Origin of the sequence: uncultured Mucilaginibacter sp., from assembly GCF_937859865.1 — a bacterium.
Taxonomy (GTDB): Bacteria; Bacteroidota; Bacteroidia; order Sphingobacteriales; family Sphingobacteriaceae; genus Mucilaginibacter_A.
On sequence record NZ_CALMAT010000024.1, the window covers coordinates 44,666 to 67,316 of the forward strand.

General features: G+C 42.0%; 14 protein-coding genes. 10 read left to right on the forward strand and 4 right to left on the reverse strand.

Translation table 11 applies throughout. The features are described from left to right. Positions 1–2 precede the first annotated feature (2 nt). Both selD and Q0192_RS03270 read left to right on the forward strand, forming a co-directional pair. Positions 3–1,052: a selenide, water dikinase SelD gene (gene selD, locus Q0192_RS03265; protein WP_299286012.1), complete on the forward strand. Its 1,050-nt coding sequence runs from the start codon at positions 3–5 to the stop codon at positions 1,050–1,052. Between the two features lie 26 nt (positions 1,053–1,078). After that, entirely contained in the window at positions 1,079–1,558 is a 480-nt protein-coding gene (locus Q0192_RS03270) for a rhodanese-like domain-containing protein (protein WP_299286015.1), read from the forward strand. A gap of 37 nt (positions 1,559–1,595) precedes the next feature. Here Q0192_RS03270 and Q0192_RS03275 read toward each other — a convergent pair whose 3' ends face one another. Then, entirely contained in the window at positions 1,596–2,207 is a 612-nt protein-coding gene (locus Q0192_RS03275; RefSeq protein ID WP_299286018.1) for a class I SAM-dependent methyltransferase, read from the reverse strand. A 145-nt stretch (positions 2,208–2,352) separates the two neighbouring features. Further along, a complete protein-coding gene (locus tag Q0192_RS03280; protein ID WP_299286021.1) occupies positions 2,353–4,032 on the reverse strand; it encodes an FAD-dependent oxidoreductase in 1,680 nt (559 codons plus the stop codon). Positions 4,033–4,376: 344 nt separating this feature from the next. On the opposite strand from Q0192_RS03280, the gene Q0192_RS03285 reads away from it, so the two are divergent. The 6 genes from Q0192_RS03285 to Q0192_RS03310 all read left to right on the forward strand — a co-directional run bounded on the left by Q0192_RS03285 (position 4,377) and on the right by Q0192_RS03310 (position 14,359). Next, positions 4,377–4,958, forward strand: a complete 582-nt coding sequence (locus Q0192_RS03285) for an RNA polymerase sigma-70 factor (protein ID WP_299286024.1) — start codon at positions 4,377–4,379, stop codon at positions 4,956–4,958. 243 nt (positions 4,959–5,201) lie between these two features. Next, a complete protein-coding gene (locus tag Q0192_RS03290; RefSeq protein WP_299286027.1) occupies positions 5,202–6,419 on the forward strand; it encodes a FecR family protein in 1,218 nt (405 codons plus the stop codon). A 209-nt stretch (positions 6,420–6,628) separates the two neighbouring features. After that, positions 6,629–9,949 (forward strand): TonB-dependent receptor, encoded by a 3,321-nt coding sequence (locus Q0192_RS03295; protein ID WP_299286030.1) that lies wholly within the window; start codon positions 6,629–6,631, stop codon positions 9,947–9,949. Positions 9,950–10,155: 206 nt separating this feature from the next. Next, positions 10,156–11,799: a RagB/SusD family nutrient uptake outer membrane protein gene (locus tag Q0192_RS03300; protein ID WP_299286033.1), complete on the forward strand. Its 1,644-nt coding sequence runs from the start codon at positions 10,156–10,158 to the stop codon at positions 11,797–11,799. A gap of 28 nt (positions 11,800–11,827) precedes the next feature. Then, on the forward strand, positions 11,828–12,961 hold the full coding sequence (locus Q0192_RS03305) for a SusE domain-containing protein (protein ID WP_299286036.1): 1,134 nt from the start codon (positions 11,828–11,830) through the stop codon (positions 12,959–12,961). A 216-nt stretch (positions 12,962–13,177) separates the two neighbouring features. Next, a complete protein-coding gene (locus tag Q0192_RS03310; RefSeq protein ID WP_299286039.1) occupies positions 13,178–14,359 on the forward strand; it encodes a glycoside hydrolase family 76 protein in 1,182 nt (393 codons plus the stop codon). Positions 14,360–14,756: 397 nt separating this feature from the next. Here the strand turns inward: Q0192_RS03310 and Q0192_RS03315 are convergent, their stop codons facing one another. Then, positions 14,757–15,242 (reverse strand): hypothetical protein, encoded by a 486-nt coding sequence (locus Q0192_RS03315; RefSeq protein WP_299286042.1) that lies wholly within the window; start codon positions 15,240–15,242, stop codon positions 14,757–14,759. A gap of 357 nt (positions 15,243–15,599) precedes the next feature. Between Q0192_RS03315 and Q0192_RS03320 the strand changes: the two genes are divergently transcribed. Continuing rightward, entirely contained in the window at positions 15,600–15,995 is a 396-nt protein-coding gene (locus tag Q0192_RS03320; RefSeq protein WP_299286045.1) for a BLUF domain-containing protein, read from the forward strand. Between the two features lie 248 nt (positions 15,996–16,243). Here the strand turns inward: Q0192_RS03320 and Q0192_RS03325 are convergent, their stop codons facing one another. After that, positions 16,244–20,239 (reverse strand): hybrid sensor histidine kinase/response regulator transcription factor, encoded by a 3,996-nt coding sequence (locus Q0192_RS03325; protein WP_299286048.1) that lies wholly within the window; start codon positions 20,237–20,239, stop codon positions 16,244–16,246. A gap of 331 nt (positions 20,240–20,570) precedes the next feature. On the opposite strand from Q0192_RS03325, the gene Q0192_RS03330 reads away from it, so the two are divergent. After that, the coding region (locus Q0192_RS03330; RefSeq protein WP_299286051.1) for a SusC/RagA family TonB-linked outer membrane protein at positions 20,571–22,651 on the forward strand (2,081 nt) is incomplete at its 3' end.

Here is a 22,651-nt window from a genome sequence, read left to right on the forward strand (position 1 = left end):
AAATGGATATAAAAGAAGTAAAACTGACCCAATACTCGCATGGTGCCGGTTGCGGTTGCAAAATAAGCCCGGCCATTTTGGATCAGATACTGCATAGCCCGGTTGCTGCCCCGCCGGATGCACGATTATTAGTTGGCAATGATAAACGCGACGATGCCGCGGTTTTTGATTTGGGCAACGGCACGGCGCTGATTTCGACCACTGATTTTTTTATGCCGATTGTGGACGATGCATTCGATTTTGGGCGGATTGCTTCGGCCAATGCCATTAGCGATGTATATGCCATGGGCGGAAAACCGGTTTTGGCAATCGCTATTTTGGGCTGGCCGATAGATAAGCTTCCTGCCGAAACTGCACAACAGGTGCTGCAAGGGGCAAGGGCAATTTGTGCCGAAGCAGGCATTACGCTGGCGGGCGGCCACAGCATTGATTGCCCGGAACCGGTTTTTGGCTTGGCTGTAAATGGCTTGGTCAACATCAATCAGCTTAAACAAAATTCCACGGCAACCGCAGGCTGCAAACTGTATTTAACCAAAGCTTTAGGCGTAGGCATTTTATCTACCGCCCAAAAACGAGGAATACTATTGCCTGAAGATGCAGCCATCGCCCTAAAAAGTATGGTTACGCTGAATAAATTGGGGGAAGTTTTTGCGGGATTAAACGGTGTAAAAGCGATGACGGATGTAACCGGCTTTGGCCTTTTAGGCCATCTTTCTGAAATGTGTGAAGGAAGCGAGTTGTCAGCAGTAATTGAGTTTGATAAAGTTCCAGTGATTTCTTCTTTGCCTTATTACCTCGTACAAGGTTGCATCCCCGGAGGAATGCAGCGCAATTGGGGCAGTTATGGCCACAAAGTGAGTTCGTTGACCGATCATCAAAAACAAATTTTAGCCGACCCGCAAACCAGCGGCGGTTTATTGGTTGCTGTTGAAGAAGAAAGTGCAGCGGAATTTGAGCAGCTTTTAACGGAACACCAGCTTTCGGAAAACTTAGTTTCACCTTTTGGCTGGCTAAAAAAAGTTGACGAAAACCCTTTAATATCTGTAATTTAATAAATCAACCTAATGCTTCTTTTATCATGCAAAAATTAGTAAAGACCTTCGTTTTAATTGGCCTTGTTTCAACCTTTATCTGCCAAAGGGTTAAAGCACAAACTTCCCCGGCACCAATGCCAACTTTGGGCGTAAGCAACCCCTGGACAGAAAAACAGGTAATGGAGCCAGCCGCTTTAGCTGCTATGATTGATGATGCTAAAGCGGAAAAACCGCTGCTATTAAATATTGGCGCGGTGGGCGATATCAAAGGCGCAAAACACATCGGTGCCGTGAGCAAGGCAGAAAATAGGCAAAAGCTAAACAATGCCATCCGTGATCTGCCTAAAAACACACCCGTCGTAATTTACTGCGGCTGCTGCCCGTTCGGCAAATGCCCAAACATTCGGCCTGCCTTTACCGCTTTGCAAAAACAAGGCTTTGCCAACATCAAAGTGCTTGATTTGCCGGTTAATTTAAAAACAGACTGGAGCAGCAAAGGCTATCCTTTGGCAGCTGAGAAATAGGAGCAGAGTCTGATCCGGGTTTTTGCAGAAATGAAACTTACTGCTTTTGCATGCACCAGGTCGTCATACAGCGCAAGCCCTGAACGTTGGTTGTTTTGATGGGTTCAAAAAGCAAGCCGTTCAGCTCGTTAGTGTAGTTCAGCAGGAGTTGCTCATTTACCAAAAAACGTTCGGAGCCATCGGGCAACAAATAACAGCCGTTGCCCAAGCCCTGTACCAAAGTTTCGATGCCAATATCAGAAGCCAGCCGGGCAAACAAGTAACCGCCGGGTTTAGTTGCCCGCCAAATTGCGCGGAGCATTTGGTCGAAATGGTTTTCGTTCCTGGCAAAATGAAGCACCGCGCTGCAAATAACCAAGTCGAAAAAACCGGCCTCAAATGGTAGTTCTTCGGCTGCTGCAATGCTGAAGTTTGTTAAAGGGTTGTTTGGCGCCAGGCTTCGCGACAAGTTTTGTACGGCTGCTATCGCTTCCGGATCCAGGTCAACCCCGTAAACTTCAAACCCGTTCCTTAAAAAATAAATCAGGTTTCGGCCGCTGCCGCAGCCTGCGTCCAGCACTTTTTTAACATTGTCAAAGCGTCCTTTCAACAACTGGTCAAACAGGTAAATGTCTATATTGCCGTAAAGCTGCTGCAGGTTGTTTTCCATAATTGGTATAGCAAATTGCGCAAAGGTAAGCGGCAAAGTTATTGGCCACGCTTCTTTTAGCACATAAAAATTGGTGTTGTGCAGCAACCTGAAAAATCAAAAAACGGATGCCACCAACTTTTAGGCGGTAAAAGAAGCATGAAAACTATTTAGGTAAATTTGAAACAAGCCGTTCAGTTTGTACTTGGGTTTTTGCCAGGATTTCTTCGGCGGCCATTCGTCCGGTTTCCGCTGCGCCGTTCATGTAGCCCTGGAAGTTAAGGCTGCAATGTTCTCCGGCAAAGTGCAGGTTGCCAATGGCTTTTCTTTCCGCCCCGCGGATACTGGTATATTGCCCAACTTTATAGCAAGAATAACTGCCAAGCGTAAAAGGGTAAGTTGGCCAGTGCATCCTTTTTACATTGCCGTTAAATGCCTTTTTACAGCCTGGCCACATTTGTTCTAACTGGTCAACAAATTTTGGTGCCTGGGATTCCGGCGTTCCGTTTCCCAATTGTAAGCCTTCGTTTCCGCCTTGAAATACCGTATAACCGCCGTTTTTACCAGGTTGTGCCTGGCTATTGTCCCATCCGGTTTGGATGGCATTGTTGGTAAAGGCGTAACCGCTGTATTGATATTTGCGCCACACCCTGCTGTCAAAACCCAGCAACAGTTTTGAATTGGTGCCATACCCTACGTTTTTTATCGCCTCTAATTTCCATTTTGGCAAGGACACATCCAGTTCAATGTTTCTTAAAACACTAAAAGGGACAGTACAAACCACGACATCGGCATTGACCGTTGTTACCGAATTATTTGTATTTAAAAAATACAAGGTGTAGCCTGTTGTGGCCTGTTTTATTTTTACCAGCACATTTTCCGTGTAAACCTGGTCTTTAACCTGGGCGTAAAGTTTATTGGTTAAAGTTTGGTTTCCGCCTGCAATTTTGTAACGCTCGTCGCTTTCGCCAAAAATTTCAAACCCGTTGGAAGTATCAGGATTAAACAGGAATAAAAAATTGATAGCAGATTGTACGTCTGTCTCCAGTCCGTATTCGGTTAAGTAAGCCACTTCTATCCCTTTGCGGATAAACCCGGTCATGCCGATAGCATCCAAATATTCTTTGATACTCATCCGGTCAAAACGCTTCGAGGCGGCATCATTGTCGTCATAAGTGATTTCATCGGGCAACGAATTTATATCGGCATCAATCCTGGAAGCATAAGGCAAAAACGCTTTGATCACTTCTTTTTCAGCATAAAACCTTCCGTCTATAAAAAAGCTGTCCCTTGCAAATTTTTCCTCTGTTGCAGAACGGGTATCTAATAAAGAAAGGCCAAACTCGCTGCACAGTTGAAGCATGTCTTCATGCCCCGAATCAATAAATTCCCCGCCCAATTCCGTGTAAATATCCGGTGCCAAGATATTGCTTTTAGAAAAAATTCTGCCGCCAACCCGTTTTGAACCTTCGTAAACAGTGGCAAAACGGCCTGCCTTTTTCAGTTGGTACGCACAGTTTAAACCCGCCATGCCTGCGCCTATAATTACAGTTTTAGGCTGACATTGACTCTGGCTAAGGTTTGCCGAAAAATTTGGCAGTGGGACGGCAGGCGTTACCTCAACCGCTTTTTTGCAGGCACTTAAAAGGCCTGCGGCACTGATTGCAACGCCTGTTTTCATCAGGTCGGCAATAAACTTTCTGCGTTGCAGCCTGCTTTGTACCAGTCCTTCAATCAGGTCATCAACGGGCGCGCTATTGGTTTTTTGAGATTCTTTGGCAATAAAAAAAGCTTTGCGCAAGGCATTGAGCAAAGACGTGCGGTTTTGTTTTTTAAAATTATTCATAACGGTTTTTTGTTGTTTCGGTTTTAGGGCTTGATAGACGGCAACTTATACTGCTTTTTAAGGAAATAAGGTTACGGTTATGATGCTTCTTTTACGGCATAAAAATCAGTGGGCAGCTTTTTTTTAAGGAGATGAAAGGCCGGACACTCATTTTTTAGTGCTAAAAGAAGCATGCAATTTTCAGGGATTAACTTCTGAACAAGTTTTATAATTAAAATGTTATCATCTTTACACTATAGAAAAACAGGTTTTGTTTACTTGGCAAACTATCAATTCCAGTTGATTTTGCACATCAGGTATAAACATATTACCTTTAATAAACCAATATAACCACTTTTTGCAAGGTGAACAAAGATTTTGTTAATATCAGCGATATTCTTAGTTTAATGGCAGGAGATGAGCCTGCTTTTGCCGCTGTTTATAAGTGGTATGCGGAGAAGGTTTACCGTCTTGCCTTTAGGTTTTTAAAAAATCAGGCACAGAGCGAAGAAATTGTGCAGGAAACGTTTATAAAACTTTGGCTTACCAAAGGCCAATTGAAACCGCAAGGCAATTTATGGCTGTACCTGTTTGTAATTGCCAAGCGCCTGTCTATAAATACACTTCGCCAACACAACCAATCTGCTCATACCTTTGAACAACTTGCTGACCGGATGGCAGAAATCCAAAATGTAACCGAAGAACAGGTGATAGCGCACGACCTGGAACAGTTTACCGAGAAAATACTGCAAAAATTACCTAAGCAACAGCAGCAGGTTTTTAAAATGAGCCGTAGAGAGGGCTTAACTCACAAGGAAATTGCAGAGCGGCTGCATATTTCACCTAATACCGTAAAAAACCATATGGTAGAAGCGTTAAAAACTTTAAAATCTTATTTAAGATATGCCGATTTTATTTGTTTGATTTTTTTGCATCTCTATAAATAAGAGTTTGTTTAAATTTTGTTCAACTTATTTCCCATGCTTCTTTTATCACCTAAAAATTATCAAGTCCCATACTTTTGTATCATTATAAAAACAGAATTTATAGGCATAAAAGAAGCATTATGAATTTTCCTGATTTAAATTTAAGCAAGCCATAAAAATATTTTACTTTTTACTAGCCGTACCGGCTTAGCCCGGTGTTCTGTATATATCTCCCGGCATGGGCCGATATAAACCAATTAAAACATGAACGAGGCAAAGCTGAAACGCTTGTTGCATGCTTATTTTAATAATACCATCAGCCCTGCCGATTGCTTGGAGCTGTTAGAATATTTAAAAACTGCAGATGTTGGCAAGATAGAAGATTATATTTCAGAAGACTTGTTGAAGTTAGATGAGGGGCCGGAGCTGAAGCCAATGCAGGCCAGGGATATATGGAAGCAAATTACTTCGGATGCCCGCTATACCAACATTGCTGCTCATGTAACAGATAACCAATCTTTGGCTGTTAAACTATACCGCAAAACTTGGTTTAAAGTGGCTGCATCTTTATTAATTTTTCTTACTGTCGGGTTAATCTTTTTTAACCGGCAGTTTAGCCAGCCTGTCGTCGGCAAGCGCTATGTAAAGCATGAAAACACTGCCGTTATATTGCCCGGCAGTACCAAGGCCACACTAACCACGGCTAACGGTGAAGTGCTTGTATTGGAACAAGCCGCAAACGGGTTAATTGCCAAGAGCGGCAATATTAAAGTGCTTAAAACACATAGCGGACAAATTGTATACAATTTAAGGGATCAAAAACAGCTTTCCTCAATACAACAAGTTAGCTATAATACTTTAACCACCCCTAAAGGGGGAGAATACCAGGTGGTACTGGCCGACGGAACTAAGATTTGGCTTAATGCTGCTTCTTCCATCACTTATCCTACCGCTTTCAACGGTAAGGAAAGGCGGATAAAGTTAATCGGGGAAGCTTACTTTGAAGTTGCCAAAGATGCCCGCAAACCGTTTTATGTAAATACAGCCAACGGACAAATTATGGTGCTGGGCACGCATTTTAATATTTCTGCTTACCCGGATGACGAAGTAACTTCAACTACTTTGCTGGAAGGTGCTGTTCAGGTAACCAAAAACCAGTCATCTTCCTTGCTTAAACCCGGTCAGCAAGCCAGCATCAGCCGTGGCTCAGATTATATTAGCATAGCCGAAGCCAAAATTGATGAAGTAATGGCTTGGAAAAATGGCTATTTTATTTTTGATGAAGACAATATTGCCGATATTATGAAAAAGGTTTCCCGATGGTACGATGTCGATGTGCAGTATCATGGCCTTATTAATGATCAAAAGTTCGGAGGGACTTTTCACCGGTCAAAAAGTATTGTTGAGTTACTGCATTACCTTGAAAAAATCGGGAATATTCACTTTTTAATTACAGGAAGGAGGATAACCGTGACCAAATAAACATTATTTACCAACGGTTATCCGGAAAAAAGCCAGAGGTGTTCGCAGCACCCCTGGCTAATGTGGCCCGGAGGCCCTCAGTTGGGCAACCGTAACTTTTTGCAGCTATACAACCAATTACTAATTAACCTAACATTCAAATGTATAAAAATTTTACTGCTTTTATTATAGGCAAGCAGCCCCGCTGCCTTTATAAACCGTTGCTTATCATGAAGCTAATTATGATCCTGCTTACCGCTACTGCTTTGCAAGTGGCTGCAGCAACTTATGCCCAGGAAGTTACATTCAGTTTTAAACAAGCCAAACTGAAAGAAGTCTTTGGTAAAATTCAGGCACAAACCAATTATGATATATTGTACAAGGCCGAAGATTTAAAGCTGGCCAAACTGGTAACCGTTAATCTAACAAACATGCCTTTGAGGCAAGCACTGGATATTTGTTTAAGCAAGCAGCCACTTACCTACTCCATTGAAAACACCACCATTTTAATTACACGCAAGCCTGTATTAACTGAGGGTAAAATAGCAGCAGTCATCCCCATCAGAGGCCGGGTAACAGATACGATAGGGCAGCCGCTACCAGGGGTAACCATACTGGAGAAAAACACACATAACGCAGCAGTTACTGATGCAAACGGTAACTTCTCTATAACTGTGGCTAATGAAAACGCAATACTTCAACTGAGCTTTATCGGGTTTGTAACACAAGAAATTCCCGTAACAGGCAGAACCTCCTTTGATATCAGGCTCCGGGAAAGCAAAACGGTATTAAATGAGGTAGTGGTGGTAGGTTATGGCACCCAAAACCGCCTCTCTTTAACTGGTGCGGTTGATCAGGTAACTTCAAAGGACATTGAAAATAAACCTGTTTTAAATCCGTTGCAAGCCTTGCAGGGAGAATCACCCAATTTAATTATCCAGCAAACTAATTTTGAGCCTGGCAGCGGGGCTAATATTAATATCCGGGGGGTAAGTACCACAGGCGACAATTCACCCCTAATTGTTATTGATGGTATTATCGGCGGCAATATTCAAACCCTAAACCCTAATGATATTGCCAGCGTATCTGTTTTAAAGGATGCCGGTGCGGCTGCAATTTACGGTTCAAGGGCTGCCAACGGTGTTATTTTAGTAACTACTAAAGGCGGTAAATTAAACCAGGCACCTACGATCACCTTTAACAGTAGCTACGGCATACAACATGCTGATGTATTGCTGCATAAAGTAAATGGCTGGGACAATGCTTATTATAAAAATGAATCATTGGTGAACTCCGGCTTGCCGCCGGCTTATACCCCTGACCAAATTGCACAATTGCAGGCGCAGGGCAACGGCACCTGGGATGTGAACCATGTTTTGCACAATGCACCACTTTTATCTGAAAACGTTGCCATTACCGGTGGCGGCCCAACCAGTTCCTATTTTATTTCAGGTGGTTATCAGAACCAGTTGAGCAACATCATAGGCAATGGCGGTTCAGGTTCCAATTATGGTTATGATAAATATAACCTGCGTATGAACCAAACTACCAATATTGGAAAGCTGCGGGTAAACATGATATTAAGTTATAACCGGAACGAAAGTAAATACAACACAGCGGGCGACAATAATATCTTTGCCGATGCCAATCGGGTGCCGTACAATTACAGTTGGCAGGATGCGCAGGGGCGCTACCTTACCAATCAAGTGGCTTCTGAATTTAATGTTTTGAATACCGTTCAAAATGGCGGCTATAACTTAAGCACTGGTGATGAATTTTTTGGTTCGCTAAATGCGCAATTTAACGTTACCAAAGACATCAAGCTGACTGGTATTATCGGCGCAACAATTACTGACGCAGGCACATTCATCAGAAGGATACAGGTTTATGATTATCCATCCGGCACCTCAAATTCGGATAGGGCAGTTTTTAATAACAACTTAAACAACCTATTTTTAACGCCGCAATTTTTAGCGGAGTATAACAAGCAGATACAGGACCATAAATTCAGGGTGCTTTTGGGCGTATCTAATGAATCTTATACTTCAAAAGTCAGCCAGGTACAGCAACTCTATACCGATCCGCAACTGGGTACACCTACTACCGGTACTACACTTGATCCGAGTAACTCCTATAACACTATCAGCAATACGCTTGAAACAAGTTTAGATTCATTTTTCGGCCGTGTAAATTATTCTTTTAAAGATCGGTATTTTATAGAGGGTAATTTCAGGGAGGATTGGTCATCTAAATTTGCAGCAGGCCACCGGGCGGCTTTTTTCCCGTCAGTAGCGGGTTCATGGCTAATTTCGGAAGAATCATTTATGAAATCTGTAGCCAACACAATTAATACTTTAAAATTTAGGGCTTCATACGGTACATTGGGCAACCAAAATGTAAACGCTTACCAATATCAAACCCGTTATTCCTCTTATCCTAATGCTTATGCGTTTAATAATTCGGCAGTTAGCGGAGCTGGTTATGCTTTAGGAAACTCAAATTTAACCTGGGAAAAAGCTACTACTTTAAATTTAGGTGTAGATGCCGGCTTTTTCAACAATAAATTGGTTGCATCTGTTGATTATTTTAATAAAACCACCAGCAATATTTTGGCCGGCCGCACTGATATTCCTGCATTGTTTGGTGCCGGGTTACCCAATTATAATATTTCAAAGGTTGGGAACAAAGGCTGGGAAGCTATTGTAACTTACAATTTAAGAAGTAACTCGTCGGTTACCCAGAGTTTCAGCTTAAATGTGGCCAACAACAGCAATAAACTTCTGGCTTTAAGTTATGGCTCAAACCAACAAATCCAGGGTTTAGGCGAATACTCTTTGCTGCGGCAGGTAGGCCAGCCCATTACCCAATATTATGGCTACAAGATTGCCGGTATATTTCAAACCACAGCCGAAGTTCAGGGTTCTGCCAAACCATCAGGCCTTAACCTTGCGCCCGGCGATTTGAAATATGTAGATCAGAACAAAGACGGTGTAATTGACCAAAAGGATATGGTTCCCCTCGGTAATCCTTTTCCTCAATATACCTTTGGTTTTACCTACCGGTTAGCGGTTAAAGGGTTTGACCTGTCTGTATTTGTACAGGGAGTGGGCAAACGGACTGAATTTATCAGGGGCGAACTGGTAGAACCTTTCCATTACAACTATGGCAACACCTTGTTCGAAAACCAAACCGACTTTTGGTCACCTTCCAATCCGGGAGCTAAATATCCTCGCCTTGCGGTAATTGGTTCTGACTCTAATACCAACAACTGGCGTGATGGATCGGATATTTATAGTTTTAATGCTGCTTATGCAAGGCTAAAAAATGTAAATATCGGTTATACGCTGCCCTCTGCCTTAACCAAACGGGTAGGCATTCAAAAACTGAGAATATCTTTAAGCGGCCAAAACCTGTACACTTTAACTAAACTAAAATTTATAGACCCCGAAAACACTGAGTTTAACAATAATGTAAGCTTTACCAGCTCTAATAGCGGCCGCAGCTATCCGCTGCCTGTATTTTATGGAGCAGGTTTAGATATAACTTTTTAGGATCCCTTTAAATTTGTATTAAAAAATAACAATGCTTCTTTTACCACATAAAAATTTGTGTTTGTAGCCTCACCCCAACCCTCACCAACAGGAGAGGGAGCTGTAGAAAACATAGAAAGCCTCACTGATTTTTATATGGTAAAAGAAGCATCAAAAATATGCTGAACAAAATTTAAACCTGTTCTTGATCATTAAAAAATATCAAAATGAAATATTTTAAAAAATTACTTTTTCTAACATTGGCAGCTACTGTTGCCAGCAGTTGTAAAAAGCTCGATCTGGCTCCTACCAATACGTTTACAGAGTTGAACTTTTACACAACCAGCCTCAACGTTAACAACGCCCTGAACAACAATTACAGTGGTATGTACAATTCTGGCCTTTATTTTTCCAATGATGCCATGTCTGATAATGCCTATGCACCGGGAGGCGGTCCAACAGGAAATGTAACTGCTGTTGCTTCCGGGTCATACAATTCTCAGTTGGATAAATTTTTGAACGATTGGAACTTCCATTATTCAGGCATCAACTCATGCAACCTGTTTTTAGGCAATGTTGATCAAAATAAAACATTAGACGCAGCCACTATTACAAGGATGAAAGCAGAGGTACGCTTTATCAGGGCATTTCATTACTTCTACCTGATGACCCATTGGGGCGATGTACCGCTAATTACGACGATAATTACTGCTGATGAATCTAAAACACAATCTCGTGTAAGTAAAGCAACCGTGCTTAACTTTATTACCAGCGAACTGGAGGCTTGTGCTGCCGTACTGCCTTCAAAAGATCAATATTCATCTGCCGATAACGGCCGTATTACCAATGGAGCTGCTTTGGCGTTGGAAGCCCGCGTGCTGCTGTACCAGGGAAACCGGATGGCCGATGTTGTAACCATTTGCGAAAAGCTGATGAACAACCCGGGCACTTACGGCAATTACGCATTGGTTAGCGATTATAACAGCTTGTTCAGCAATACCGCAGTAAATAAAAACAATACAGAAACCGTACTGGCACTACAATATCAGGGAGGGATCACAGGCAGGACCTGGGGTGATTATTATGATTTTGCCCCGATATCAGCAGGTGCCCGTGATAATGGCATGGCACCAACCCAGGAGCTGGTAAACGATTGCCTGATGCTAAATGGTAAACCTATTACTGACCCTACATCTGGCTACAACGAAAGTAACCCTTATATAAACCGCGACCCAAGGCTTACAGCTACTATTGTATATGATCAATATAAGTTTCTAAATCCCGACGGCACTACCCAAACCATTTATATTAAACCAGGCACCGATCCTAATTCTAACCGCCCGAACGAGTACAGGCCGGCTGTTGAATCCGTTTCTTCTACAGGTTATTACTGGCACAAGTATTTTGATCCGAACCATTTGCCTGCTTTAGCTTCAGGCTTAAACCTGCACCTGATCCGTTGGGCAGAAGTATTACTGGATTATGCAGAAGCAGAAAACAGCCTGGGGCAAATGAATGCCACCGTTTGGAACAAAACAATCATACTGCTGCGCCAGCGTGCTGGCTTTACCGATGCCAATGCACTAAACTATCCCGGCAATGCGGATATGACCAACATCATCAGGAGGGAGCGCAGGGTAGAGCTTGCCATGGAAGGTATCCGTACTGAAGATATCAACCGTTGGAAGCTTTCTGAAATTGTATTGAATGGCTATGCGCATGGTGCTAAATTTAGTGGCGATCCAACGGTAGATAACGGTTATATCAGGGCTCAATTACGCCATTTTGATCCAGCCAAAAATTATTTGTGGCCTATTCCTTATAACGATTTGCAGAAAGATGCCAGTCTCACCCAAAATCCGGGCTATTAATTTACCGATTAAAAATTTTTGAAATAAAATGAGAAAAATATTCATGATAAGTATGATGCTCCTGTTTGGGGCTATTGCTTTTACCTCCTGTAAAAAAGATGTCCATGTGCTCGATGCCAATGTTGCACCTGTAAGCAAACTAAATTTACCCGCAGACCAGGCCAGTTTTAGTCTGGACCCTAAATCCAGTTCGGGTATTGTGTTTCAATGGGATGCCAGTTCAACCCAAGATCTGGTATTGTACGAAATAGCTTTTGATAAACCTACCGGTGATTTTAGCAACCCGATTTACAAGGTGCTTTCTAATGGCTCTGGCGTACAAACACAGGCAACCATTTCTCAGAAATTATTGAACACGATAGCCTTTACGGCTGGGATAGCTTCTTCCAGCACCGGTACATTGAAATGGACAGTAATTGTTTCTAAAGTAGCCAATAAGCAATTGAGCACAAGCAGCCGCATTATCCAGATCAACAGGCCTGCCGGTTTTGCTGTGCTGCCAGCCGCTTTGTACCTTACCGGAACGGCTACAGAAGCTGGTGCTGATGTTACCAAAGCAATCGCCATGAAAAAAGTAACGGATGGTGTTTTCGAACTATATACCTCACTGCAACCTGGCACTTATACGCTGGTAGATAAAAACAGCGGAACGTCCACCGTTTATTCCGTACAAAATGGTACTTCTGTTCAATTGAACGGCAGTACCACCGTAACCGGGAATAAAGCTGTTTACCGGATATCCATTGACCTCACTACCGCTTCCGCAACACTTACTCAAATCCTTTCTGTGGGTTTTTGGTCTGCGCCCTTAGGTAAAATTACGTTTATGCTGCCTTATGTAGGAAACAGCCAGTGGGAAACCAATACGACCATCGTTATCCCGCAGCAATCCTACGGTTTGGATAGCCGCTACAAATATCAGTTTATGGTAGCAGATGCCTCCGGGAAGCAATCATTAGAGTGGTACGGGAGCAAAAATCCAGACAATCCTGATCCGAACAGTACTACGCTTCCCTCTTACTTTTATATGTACCCTGTAGACAATTCACAATTTAATTATTGCTTTAAGCTGCTTCCGGCTACCAATAATAAAAATTGCACTGTCAATGTGAATTTTAGTCCGGCCATAGCTAACTACAATAATACCGTTACCATAAAATAATCATTTAACGGGTTGCTGCTATAGGTAGCAACCCGTTAACTTTAATTCGATTTTAGGGCCTGTTTAAATTTGGTTTAACCTATTTTCATGCTTCTTTTATCCCATTAAAACCTTGACCTTCTTATCCTTTTTAAAAATGAATGGTGCATAGCACTAATTTTTATAGGGTAAAAGAAGCATTGTCATTTTTTCAAACATAAATTTAAACAGGCTTTTATGAAAATCAATAATTTTAGTTGTCGGCTGGCCAGATATATGCTGTTAACTATAGCAATTTTAAGCTCCTGCTCTAAAGGAAGCAATTCGCCAGCACCCATAAACCCTGGCACCGGTACTGGTGGTACAACCACACCTATAGCCAATGCGTATGCTGCCGTTGCAGATTCTATGCAGAATAAAACTTACAGCACTTACCTCTCGGCTAACGGGAATTATTACGTTCAAAACAATACCGGCAATACCAACTTCAACTACTGGCCACAGGCGCATATGCTGGATGTGCTTACCGATGCTTACCTGCGTACCAAGAATACGGTATATCCGCAGCGCATGAAAGCTTTGCTAACCGGCTTAAAAGCCACCAATGGTGGTGTATATCCAAATGATTATTACGATGATATGGGCTGGATGGCCAATGCCTGTTTGCGGGCTTATGCGGCTACTAATGATGCCGATTATTTGAATACAGCGCAAATTCTATACACCGATATAAAAACCGGTTCTAATACCAGCCAGGGCGGAGGCATTGCATGGCGCAAAACTCAGCTTAATTATAAAAATTCCCCATCTACCACCAATGGCATTATCCTGGCTGCCCGTATGTACGAACTGCAAAACAACGTCAATGACCTGACTTTGGCCAAAAGTTTATATTCCTGGATGAAAGTTACTCTGGTAGATCCTGCAACAGGTGTAGTGTATGATGGCATTAACAGCAACGGGACAAACACTTTAGACAAAAATATTTACACCTATAACCAAGGGGCTTTTATTGGGGCAGCCATAGAATTGTACAACGCAACCAAAGATCCAACTTATCTTGCCGATGCCGTGCTTACAGCAAACAATGCCATCACAGATTCCCGTATAGTATCGGGCGGCGTGCTAAAAAGCGAAGGCCAGGGAGACGGCGGCCTGTTTAAAGGCATTGAGGTAAGGTACTTAACTGTGCTTACAGAACTTTCTGGTTTAGACGCTGCAAATAGCACCAAATACGCAGCTTTTCTGCAAAATAATGTATTGTACTTATATAAGGTAGGTATTGCTAAACCAGCATATCTGGCAGGGCCAGATTGGACGCAAAAGCCAACAGGGAGTGTTGACCTTACTACGCAGCTTAGTGGAATGATGATGATGGAAGCGGCAGCGAAACTACAGGCAGAAGGAAAAATTCAATAAATTTCATTTTCACCCAAATTCCTGTCACAATTGTTTGTTTTCGATTAAAGCTGTTCGGTGCTTTTTAATTTTGGTATTCTTCAAAATCATATTTGCTTTAAGGGCTGTTAAAATTTATACAAGGCTCTTTGGCATTCTCGGGTTTGATGCCAATGCTTCTTTTACACTATAAAAATTGGTGCCTGCATCAATTTAAATAAAATCAAAAACCAAATATGTACCAATTTTTAGGTGGTAAAAGAAGTATTTAAACCCAATTGGGTAAATTTAAAAAGGCACTTGTTGGGATGCTTCTTTTACGGTGTAAAAATCATTGGGTTTCCTTTTTTAAATTGATGAAACACCAATTTTTTAGCTTGCATTAATTAGGTTAATGCTGATCCTGATCAAATTGTGGCTAAGCCTTTTTGCCCAATGTCCATCCTTTTCGGATAGTTGGGGCAGATTTCGGGCCTGCAATCAAAGCATCTGTAATGGCGCCGGTTACAAAAGCATAAATCCCTTTATGGATTAAATCAATAGCTTGTTCATCTTTCGGCCAGGTCCAGGGCAAAGAACCGGCACCGGTTGCATTTTCCAGCGTTTGGTCGTTTAGTAAACGCAGGTTCATAAACAGGAACGAACCTACCGGGCCCCTGATCCCTTTTTCTGCCATCAAACCTCTGACTGCGCCCAGCAAAATCCCTTGCCCCCAGTGCATCGCCCAGTTCATTGCCTCATTATCGAGTTTGGTGGGAAGGCCAAGCAAGCGTTCTAAAGTATGGGCAGGCATATAAGAGTTTGGCCTTTTCGTAATCAATTGTTCCAGTTTTTCTGCCACGGTCATTGCGGCAACACCAGCTATTCCTGCTAAAACCCCTTGTAATGCTGCTTTACTGTTCATGGTTTTTTATCGTTTGAGTTAATATTTAACTACAGGTTTGGTGGGTTTTTGTTTATAACCATAACGTATTTTATTGATTTGTTATTTAGCAATAGGGAATTTAAAAGGCAAAAAATTTTTACTTGTTTACCAACCCATAGTAAACTTGCCAATTTTTAGGTGGTAAAAGAAGCATCGGAAACCAACAAATATTTATACAACCTCAACATCGCGTAAGCAAAAATTGATAAAACTTTAATTGCCGCCCGGCCGTATGCCGAAGAGTGAAAACGCCGGCGCAATGCTTTAAAACTTTTTGCACGATAATTATTTAAACCCGGCATTGCATTAAGAGGAAAAGGAAACAATCCATAAAAAATGTATTTTTTAATTTATACCAGTTATGCTTTGCAGACAAATGGGCAAGCTTTAAAAGCATTGTTGCAGCAAGCGCGCGAAAAGAACAAAAGACAGGCTGTTACCGGGATGCTGCTTTATCTGAACGGTATATTTATCCAACTGATTGAAGGCGGACAAAAAGAGGTGCAGCAATTGTACCAAACCATCCGTAAAGACAACCGGCATAAAGAGGCCGTTGTTTTAAAGGAAGGCGCGATAGAAAAGCGTTATTTTACCGATTGGTCTATGGGTTTTAAAGCTGTTTCTGCAGAAGAACTGGCGCACGAGGAAGGCTATAAATGCCTGAATGGCCCGGGCCAGCCGGATATACAATCGGTACTTAAAGTTTTTGAATTGTTGGCTCCGGTAAATTAAATTCACCGTTGCGCAACTTGATGGAAACAAAAATGGAGGAATTTATTCTTCCATTTTTGTTTTAGGTGGTTTTTTGGTTTTATTTAAACTGATGCCACACCAAATTTTACCTGGTAAAAGAAGCATTGCGTTTTGAAGCAAAAAATATGGCAGGACATTTTTTTGAATTGTCAATCTTTTAAAAAACGTTTTGCCATAAATTCATTTTTTATAACCAAGCCCAAAAAAATTATTTGCCAAACCATCCTTTAAGCCGTTGCGGTTGATTTGGCATTCCCGTTTCTTTTGGTTTGCTGGTAATCGGTTGGTGTTGTGCCAAACTGCTTCAAAAAATTCCGGCCCAAATGCGATTGTGAGCTGTAGCCTACCATCGTGGCAACTTCGTAAACTTTATAATCGCCTTCTTCCAGCAGTTGTGCCGCTACTTTTAGCCGTGTAATGTTGATGAGTTCGTTGATGGTCAGGTTTGATATCGCTTTAACTTTTCGGTACAAAGTAGGCTTGCTCATGTTCATCAGGCCTGCGATATGCTCCACATCCAGATCGGTGTTTTGGATGTTTTTATAAATAACAGCGTTTAGTTTATCCAAAAAGTTTTCGTCGGATTTTGAGTTGGCCATACTTTTAATATGTGCCAATGGCGAACTTGCAAAATGTTCTTTGATCTTGTTGCGGTTGCTCAACAGGTTGGCAATTTGCACTTGCATGTGTTCGGGCGAAAATGGTTTTTCGATGTAAGCGTCTGCGCCAACTTCCAAGCCTTCAATTTTGCTTTGCAATGTGTTTTTGGCCGTCAGCAAAATGATCGGCATATGGCTGTGGTCAAAGTTGGTTTTAATCTGCTTGCAAAGTTCAAAACCGCTCATGCCCGGCATCATCACATCGCTGATGATCAATTGTATGTTTTCTATCTCGATCATATCCAATGCCTCTTGTCCACTCGTCGCTTTTAGCACGGTGTACTTCTCACTTAAATCATCTGAAATAAAATCCAAAATTTCAGGGTTATCATCAACTAACAAAATTATTGGCTTCATAAAAGGTAGGTTTATATTGGTCTGGTCATTTACTATTTCTGTTTCTTCGGAATTCAGGTCAAGGTCAAACTCCTTGTCCTGATGCACCGGCAAGGTCAAAGTAAAAATATTAAGTTGGTCAACAGGTTTATTTAAAGCAAGCGCGCCTTTATGCAGTTCGGCCAGCGAGCGCGACAAAGATAAGCCAATGCCCGTTCCGATTTGTTTTTCTGTTTCTTTCAGCCTGAAAAAAGGCTCAAATATTTTTTCGCGCATTTCATAAGGGATCAAATGCCCGTCGTTCCTGATCTCGATGGTAAAAGTACTGTCGTCCTGTTTTGGTTGCAGCAATTCTACCGATACTGTTTTTACCGCATATTTTATGGCATTGTTAAACAGGTTGCTTAGTATTTTATTGAGGGCTTCCAAATCAACATAAGCAAACAGCGGTTCTGGCGGCAATTGGAGCGTGCAGTTTAAATTCTTTTGTTCGGTAATGGGTTTAAAACTGCTAAAAATATCTTCCATCAGTTCGGTAATATTGGCTTTAACAAAGTTGAGGCTAAAACTATTGGCCTCGGTTTTCCTGAAATCAAGCAACTGGTTGGTGAGGTCGAGCAAACGGTCGGTATTTTTCTCCATGATCTTCAGGTTGTTCTGAATATCAGGAACGTGCGATGACCTGCGGATCACTTTTTCCATCGGCCCTTTAATTAAGGTCAAAGGCGTACGGATTTCGTGGGCCACATGGGTAAAAAATTCAATTTTGGCATTGTAGATTTGCTTTTCCTTATCGTTCTCCAAAATCTCAATCAGCCTTTTGTTTTTGTTTCTGGTTCTGATATGGTAACTTCTGAAGAAGTAATAAACCATGAAAATACCTAAACCGGTATAAAGGATGTAGGCAAAAGTGCTTGCCCAAAATGGCGGGGAAATGATGATTTCGAGCCGTGCATCCTGGTCGTTCCATTTGCCGTTGCTGTTGCCCGTATTAACAATAAAGGTGTAATGCCCTGGTAAAAGCTGGGTGAAGTAAACTTTTCTGTTTGTTTTGAGGTAGTTCCAGCGGTTGTCCAGGCCCTGCATTTTGTATTTGTACTGCGTCATTTCCGGCGAGGGGTAGCTCAATGCGGCAAAATCAATACTAAAGGAAGACTGGTCGTAGTTCAGGTTGATTTTATGTGTATAAGTGATAGATTGGTTAAGCAAATTATGGTTGATGGCCACCTCTTTGTTATAAACCTGGAAACCGGTAATATAAACCGGCGCAACAAAGTTGTTTTCATGGAACGATAGCGGGTTAAAGCTTATCATCCCTTTTACGCAGCCAAAATACAAGGTGCCGTCTGCATCTTTAAAAGATGAGTTGTAGTTAAACTGGTCGCTCAGCAAGCCGTTGGCTTTGGTATAAACCTTTAAGTTTTGATTGGCCAGGCCAAGGCTGACCAAGCCGCGGCTGGTGCTTATCCACAAGTTTTTGCCCGCATCTTCCTGCATCCGGAAAACGTAGTTGCTGGGCATACCATTGTTTACATCATAAACTTTGTATTGGTTTTTGGCAGGGTTGTATCGCCAAATACCCAGGCCTTCGGTAGCAAACCAAATTTGGTGTTGACTGTCTTCAAAAATACCGTTCACCGTACTGCTGTTTAATGCTTCTTTTACCGGGTATTTATAGTTGAGCTTGCCGCCCTGGTTTGTTTTTGGGTTAAAGTAGTAAATGCCGTCTCGCATCGTACCTACCCAAATGGTACCGTTATGGTCTTCGATCATGGAATAAACAAAATCATGGGGTGGGACGTGTTTAATTAGGGTAAAATCATGGCTTGCCGGATTGTAACGGTAAAGGCCGTAGGTGGTGCCTACGATGATTTCGCCTGTACTGGTTTTGCAAAAACAAACCACAAAACTGCTTTTCAAATCATTAAGCTTTGGGCCTGCCAAAAAATGGCGGACAACTTTGCCCGATGGTATGTCCAAAATATCCAGTCCGCGATCAAATGTCCCTACAAACAGGTTTGGGCCATTGGCCAGTAAACCATGAATGTTGGTATTGGCAATACTGTTTTTACCGCCCGGATTATAGTGCGCCCAAGTATGTTTATCGCTGCTGAGCTTGTTGAGGCCGTTATCTTCCGTGCCAATCCAAAAATTGCCGTATTGATCTTTACAGATTTCGCGCACCACGTTCCCTTTTAAAGAGTTTCTGTCAATCCCCGGATAAAATTTGTTGAAAGTAGCATACTGTTTGGGGTAATAATTGACGCCGCCGAAATAAGTCCCTGCCCAAACCCCGCCTTCCAAATCATGGTACAAGGAGTACACGGCATTGTCTGAAATGGAATAAGGGTCGTTATATTGCTTTTTTAGATTTGTAAAAGTGCCTTTTTGAGTGTTGTAGATAAACACGCCCGATTCTGTTGCAATCCAATATTCCTTATCGGCATATTTCAAAAAATCCCTTACATAGATTTCTGTTTTATTCTGGTTATAGGTCAACACATCTTTGTAAGTGCTTGTGCCGCAATCAAAAACCTTAAAACCCTGACTGGACGTGCCAACAAAAATAGTGTTGTTGCCAACCCATTCAATTTTTTCAATGAAATTGGAGGAGACCCGTTTAGAGTGATCAAACACACTATAACTTTTAAAAGAGTTGTTTGCAGGGTCAAACTTTTCAATCGTACCTGCTGTGGATGAAACCCAAATTGTTTTATTGGCATCTAGGGTAATGCTGGTGGCATCAAAATGTTGAAAAGGCTGCATATTAGTCAGCTTTCCGGTTTTATCGTTGTAGATAAATAAAGTATTGCCCGCAATAAACCAGTAATTGTCGTTATTACATTTAATAATGCACCGGATGGCCGCATTAGTGGGGGTTTTGATATAATTGAAGCTTTCGTTTTGGGCATGGTATTGATAAACGCCAGCGTCTGTGCCTACCCACAAAGCGCCTTTGTCGTCTGTATAAAGTGTGTGGATAAAATTATTGCCGATGCTTTTTTTATCGTTGATATTATGCCGGAATGTTTTAAAGGTATATCCGTCAAAACGGTTTAGGCCGTCCTTGGTCCCGAACCATAAAAAGCCCTGTTTATCTTGCAGGCAGCAGTAAACCGTATTGTTGGAAAGGCCGTTTTCTACCTGATAATGCTTAAAATAGTAAGGCTGGGCCAGGGAAAAACCGAACGGAAAGAGCAGGAAAAGAATATGCAGGCTAAGTTTCAAGTATAGTTTTTTTAATATTTATTCAGTGTTTTTAATGTTTTAACATTTACGTACGATGCTTCTTTTATCGCATAAAAATTAGTGTTGAAAGCTCTTCCCCGGTTCTCTCTGATGTTTAGTAAGCAATTGCTTAACAGGTAAAAACCTTAAATAATTTTCCTTCAAAAATATCTCACAGTAATGTTGTTTGTAAAAAAAATGATACGTTTTAACTAATAATTGATAGGATTTGGATAATCAACAGCCTTAAAACCCTTTTTCTTTACACCATGATTTTAGAAGTGTTAACCTAACATTTTTAAATCCGAATTTAACCAATTATTAAACATTTATGAAAAAAGTTTTACTTCTTGAACAAGAGGGCATAGCCCACTTGAAATGGGAACACAAACATCCTTTAAAAAAAAGGGTGCTAAAAGAAGCATTGGCTTTTGTTTCCATGGTAGCCTTCCTGCTTGTTTCTGCTTCGTCCTTTGCCCAAACGAGGCTTAACGTAAGCGGAACGGTAACAGACGACAAAGGCCAGCCCTTAGTGGGTGTAGGTGTTAAGGTTAAAAACACCACTACCGGAACTTCAACCGATGTGGAAGGCAGGTTTAAAATTACGGTAACAGATGCCAACAGCATATTGGCGTTCAGTTACCTTGGTTTTAGCGGACGGGAGGTTCCTGTAAACGGCAAAAGCACGATCAATGTAAGGTTAGAGCCTACCAATTCAACTTTGCAGGAAGTGGTTGTTACCGGTTACGGCACCCAAAAAAGGGAATCAATTACCGGTTCCATCTCCAGCATAACCAGTAAGGATATTGAGCGGGTACATGGTGGCTCTACCGTGAGTACAGGCTTGGCGGGCAAGTTGCCGGGCGTAACCTTTCGGCAGGCAGAAGGCCGTCCGGGTGCAGCCGCCAGCATCCAAATCCGTAATTATGGCACGCCTTTATACGTTATTGACGGGATACAGCAGGACGAAAACCAATTTAATAATATTTCGCCAAACGATGTGGAAAGTATTACTGTATTAAAGGATGCATCGGCAGCTATTTATGGGGTACGTGCAGGAAATGGTGTGGTGGTGGTAACTACAAAAAGAGGCTCTGGTGAAAACAGGATCAATGTGGATTCTTATTTGGGCTTTCAATACTGGGACCGCTTCCCCAATGTGCTTACCAACTCTTATGATTACATGAGCGCCTTGGCAGCAGCACAGGTGGTTACCAACGGAAGTACAGCAATTACGCCCGCAGAATTAGAAAAATACAAACAAGGCACTCAGGTTGGTTACCAAAGTTTTAACTGGAAACCTTTTGTTTTGTCCAATAAAGGTGCCCCGTTAAATTCATTTCATGGTGATATTACTGGTGGGACCGATAAAATTAATTATTACGTAGCTGGAACCACCTTATATCAAAACGATGAAGCAGGTGCAGAGTACGATTACCGCCGTACCAATATCCAATCCAATGTGCGGGCTAAAGTAGCCTCAGGATTAACCGTTAACATGAACGTTAACGGACGTGTGGAAACCCATGAAAACCCTGGTGTGCCCGGAGGTGATGATTATTTTTTAGCCAGGTTGGGTATTTTGGAAAACACCCCTTTAGACCGGCCTTATGCCAATGACAACCCAGCTTATTTAAAGGACAACGGCCCCCATACTGAAGCAAATTATGCTTTTCTGAATAAAACGTTAGCTGGTATTTACCACCAAGACTGGCGGGTATTGCAGGCAAACTTTGGTGCCGAGTACGAAATTCCGGGGATAAAAGGCCTGGTGGCCAGATATAATTACTCTTATTATATAGCTGATGAGTTAGAGAATAACCAAGAGTACACTTATAATGCTTATACCTATAACCAGGGAACTGGAAATTATGATATTACGCACTCTGTTACCAATCCATGGAGAGATCGTGAACAACGTAAAGAACTGAATACCACTACCCAGTTTCAGTTAAATTACAATAACACTTTTGGTAAAAGTACGGTTGGGGGAACCTTTGTTGCAGAGCGTATCCACCTGGAGCATATAAGGAACTGGCTGCATGCAAGCCCGATATCCAACAATTTGCCCCTGATTTATTTGCCAACTGTAGATCAATACCAGGACAGTGATGATTCTGAAGCGCGTATTGGTTATGTGGCCCGTTTGAACTACAATTACGATAACAAATATTATTTAGAGGCATCAGGCAGAAGGGATGCATCTTACCTGTTTGATCCGGCCCATCGTGTAGGTTACTTTCCGGGTGTATCCATTGGATGGAGGATTACACAGGAAGGTTTTATGAAAAATCTGTTGGGGGACAAAGGGATCCTTACCGACTTAAAATTCAGAGGATCGTATGGTGTGTTAGGAGATGACAGAAACCCTGATCCTAATGCTCCGAGGGATGTTTATGGAAATATTCCACC

Bases quoted from the DNA above. Each gene is read 5' to 3' on its own strand.
- Q0192_RS03280 (WP_299286021.1), bottom strand. From the start codon at position 4,032: ATGAATAATTTTAAAAAACAAAACCGCACGTCTTTGCTCAATGCCTTG.
- Q0192_RS03315 (WP_299286042.1), bottom strand. From the start codon at position 15,242: ATGAACAGTAAAGCAGCATTACAAGGGGTTTTAGCAGGAATAGCTGGT.
- selD (WP_299286012.1), top strand. From the start codon at position 3: ATGGATATAAAAGAAGTAAAACTGACCCAATACTCGCATGGTGCCGGT.
- Q0192_RS03290 (WP_299286027.1), top strand. From the start codon at position 5,202: ATGAACGAGGCAAAGCTGAAACGCTTGTTGCATGCTTATTTTAATAAT.
- Q0192_RS03300 (WP_299286033.1), top strand. From the start codon at position 10,156: ATGAAATATTTTAAAAAATTACTTTTTCTAACATTGGCAGCTACTGTT.
- Q0192_RS03275 (WP_299286018.1), bottom strand. From the start codon at position 2,207: ATGGAAAACAACCTGCAGCAGCTTTACGGCAATATAGACATTTACCTG.
- Q0192_RS03295 (WP_299286030.1), top strand. From the start codon at position 6,629: ATGAAGCTAATTATGATCCTGCTTACCGCTACTGCTTTGCAAGTGGCT.
- Q0192_RS03310 (WP_299286039.1), top strand. From the start codon at position 13,178: ATGAAAATCAATAATTTTAGTTGTCGGCTGGCCAGATATATGCTGTTA.
- Q0192_RS03305 (WP_299286036.1), top strand. From the start codon at position 11,828: ATGAGAAAAATATTCATGATAAGTATGATGCTCCTGTTTGGGGCTATT.
- Q0192_RS03320 (WP_299286045.1), top strand. From the start codon at position 15,600: ATGTATTTTTTAATTTATACCAGTTATGCTTTGCAGACAAATGGGCAA.
- Q0192_RS03270 (WP_299286015.1), top strand. From the start codon at position 1,079: ATGCAAAAATTAGTAAAGACCTTCGTTTTAATTGGCCTTGTTTCAACC.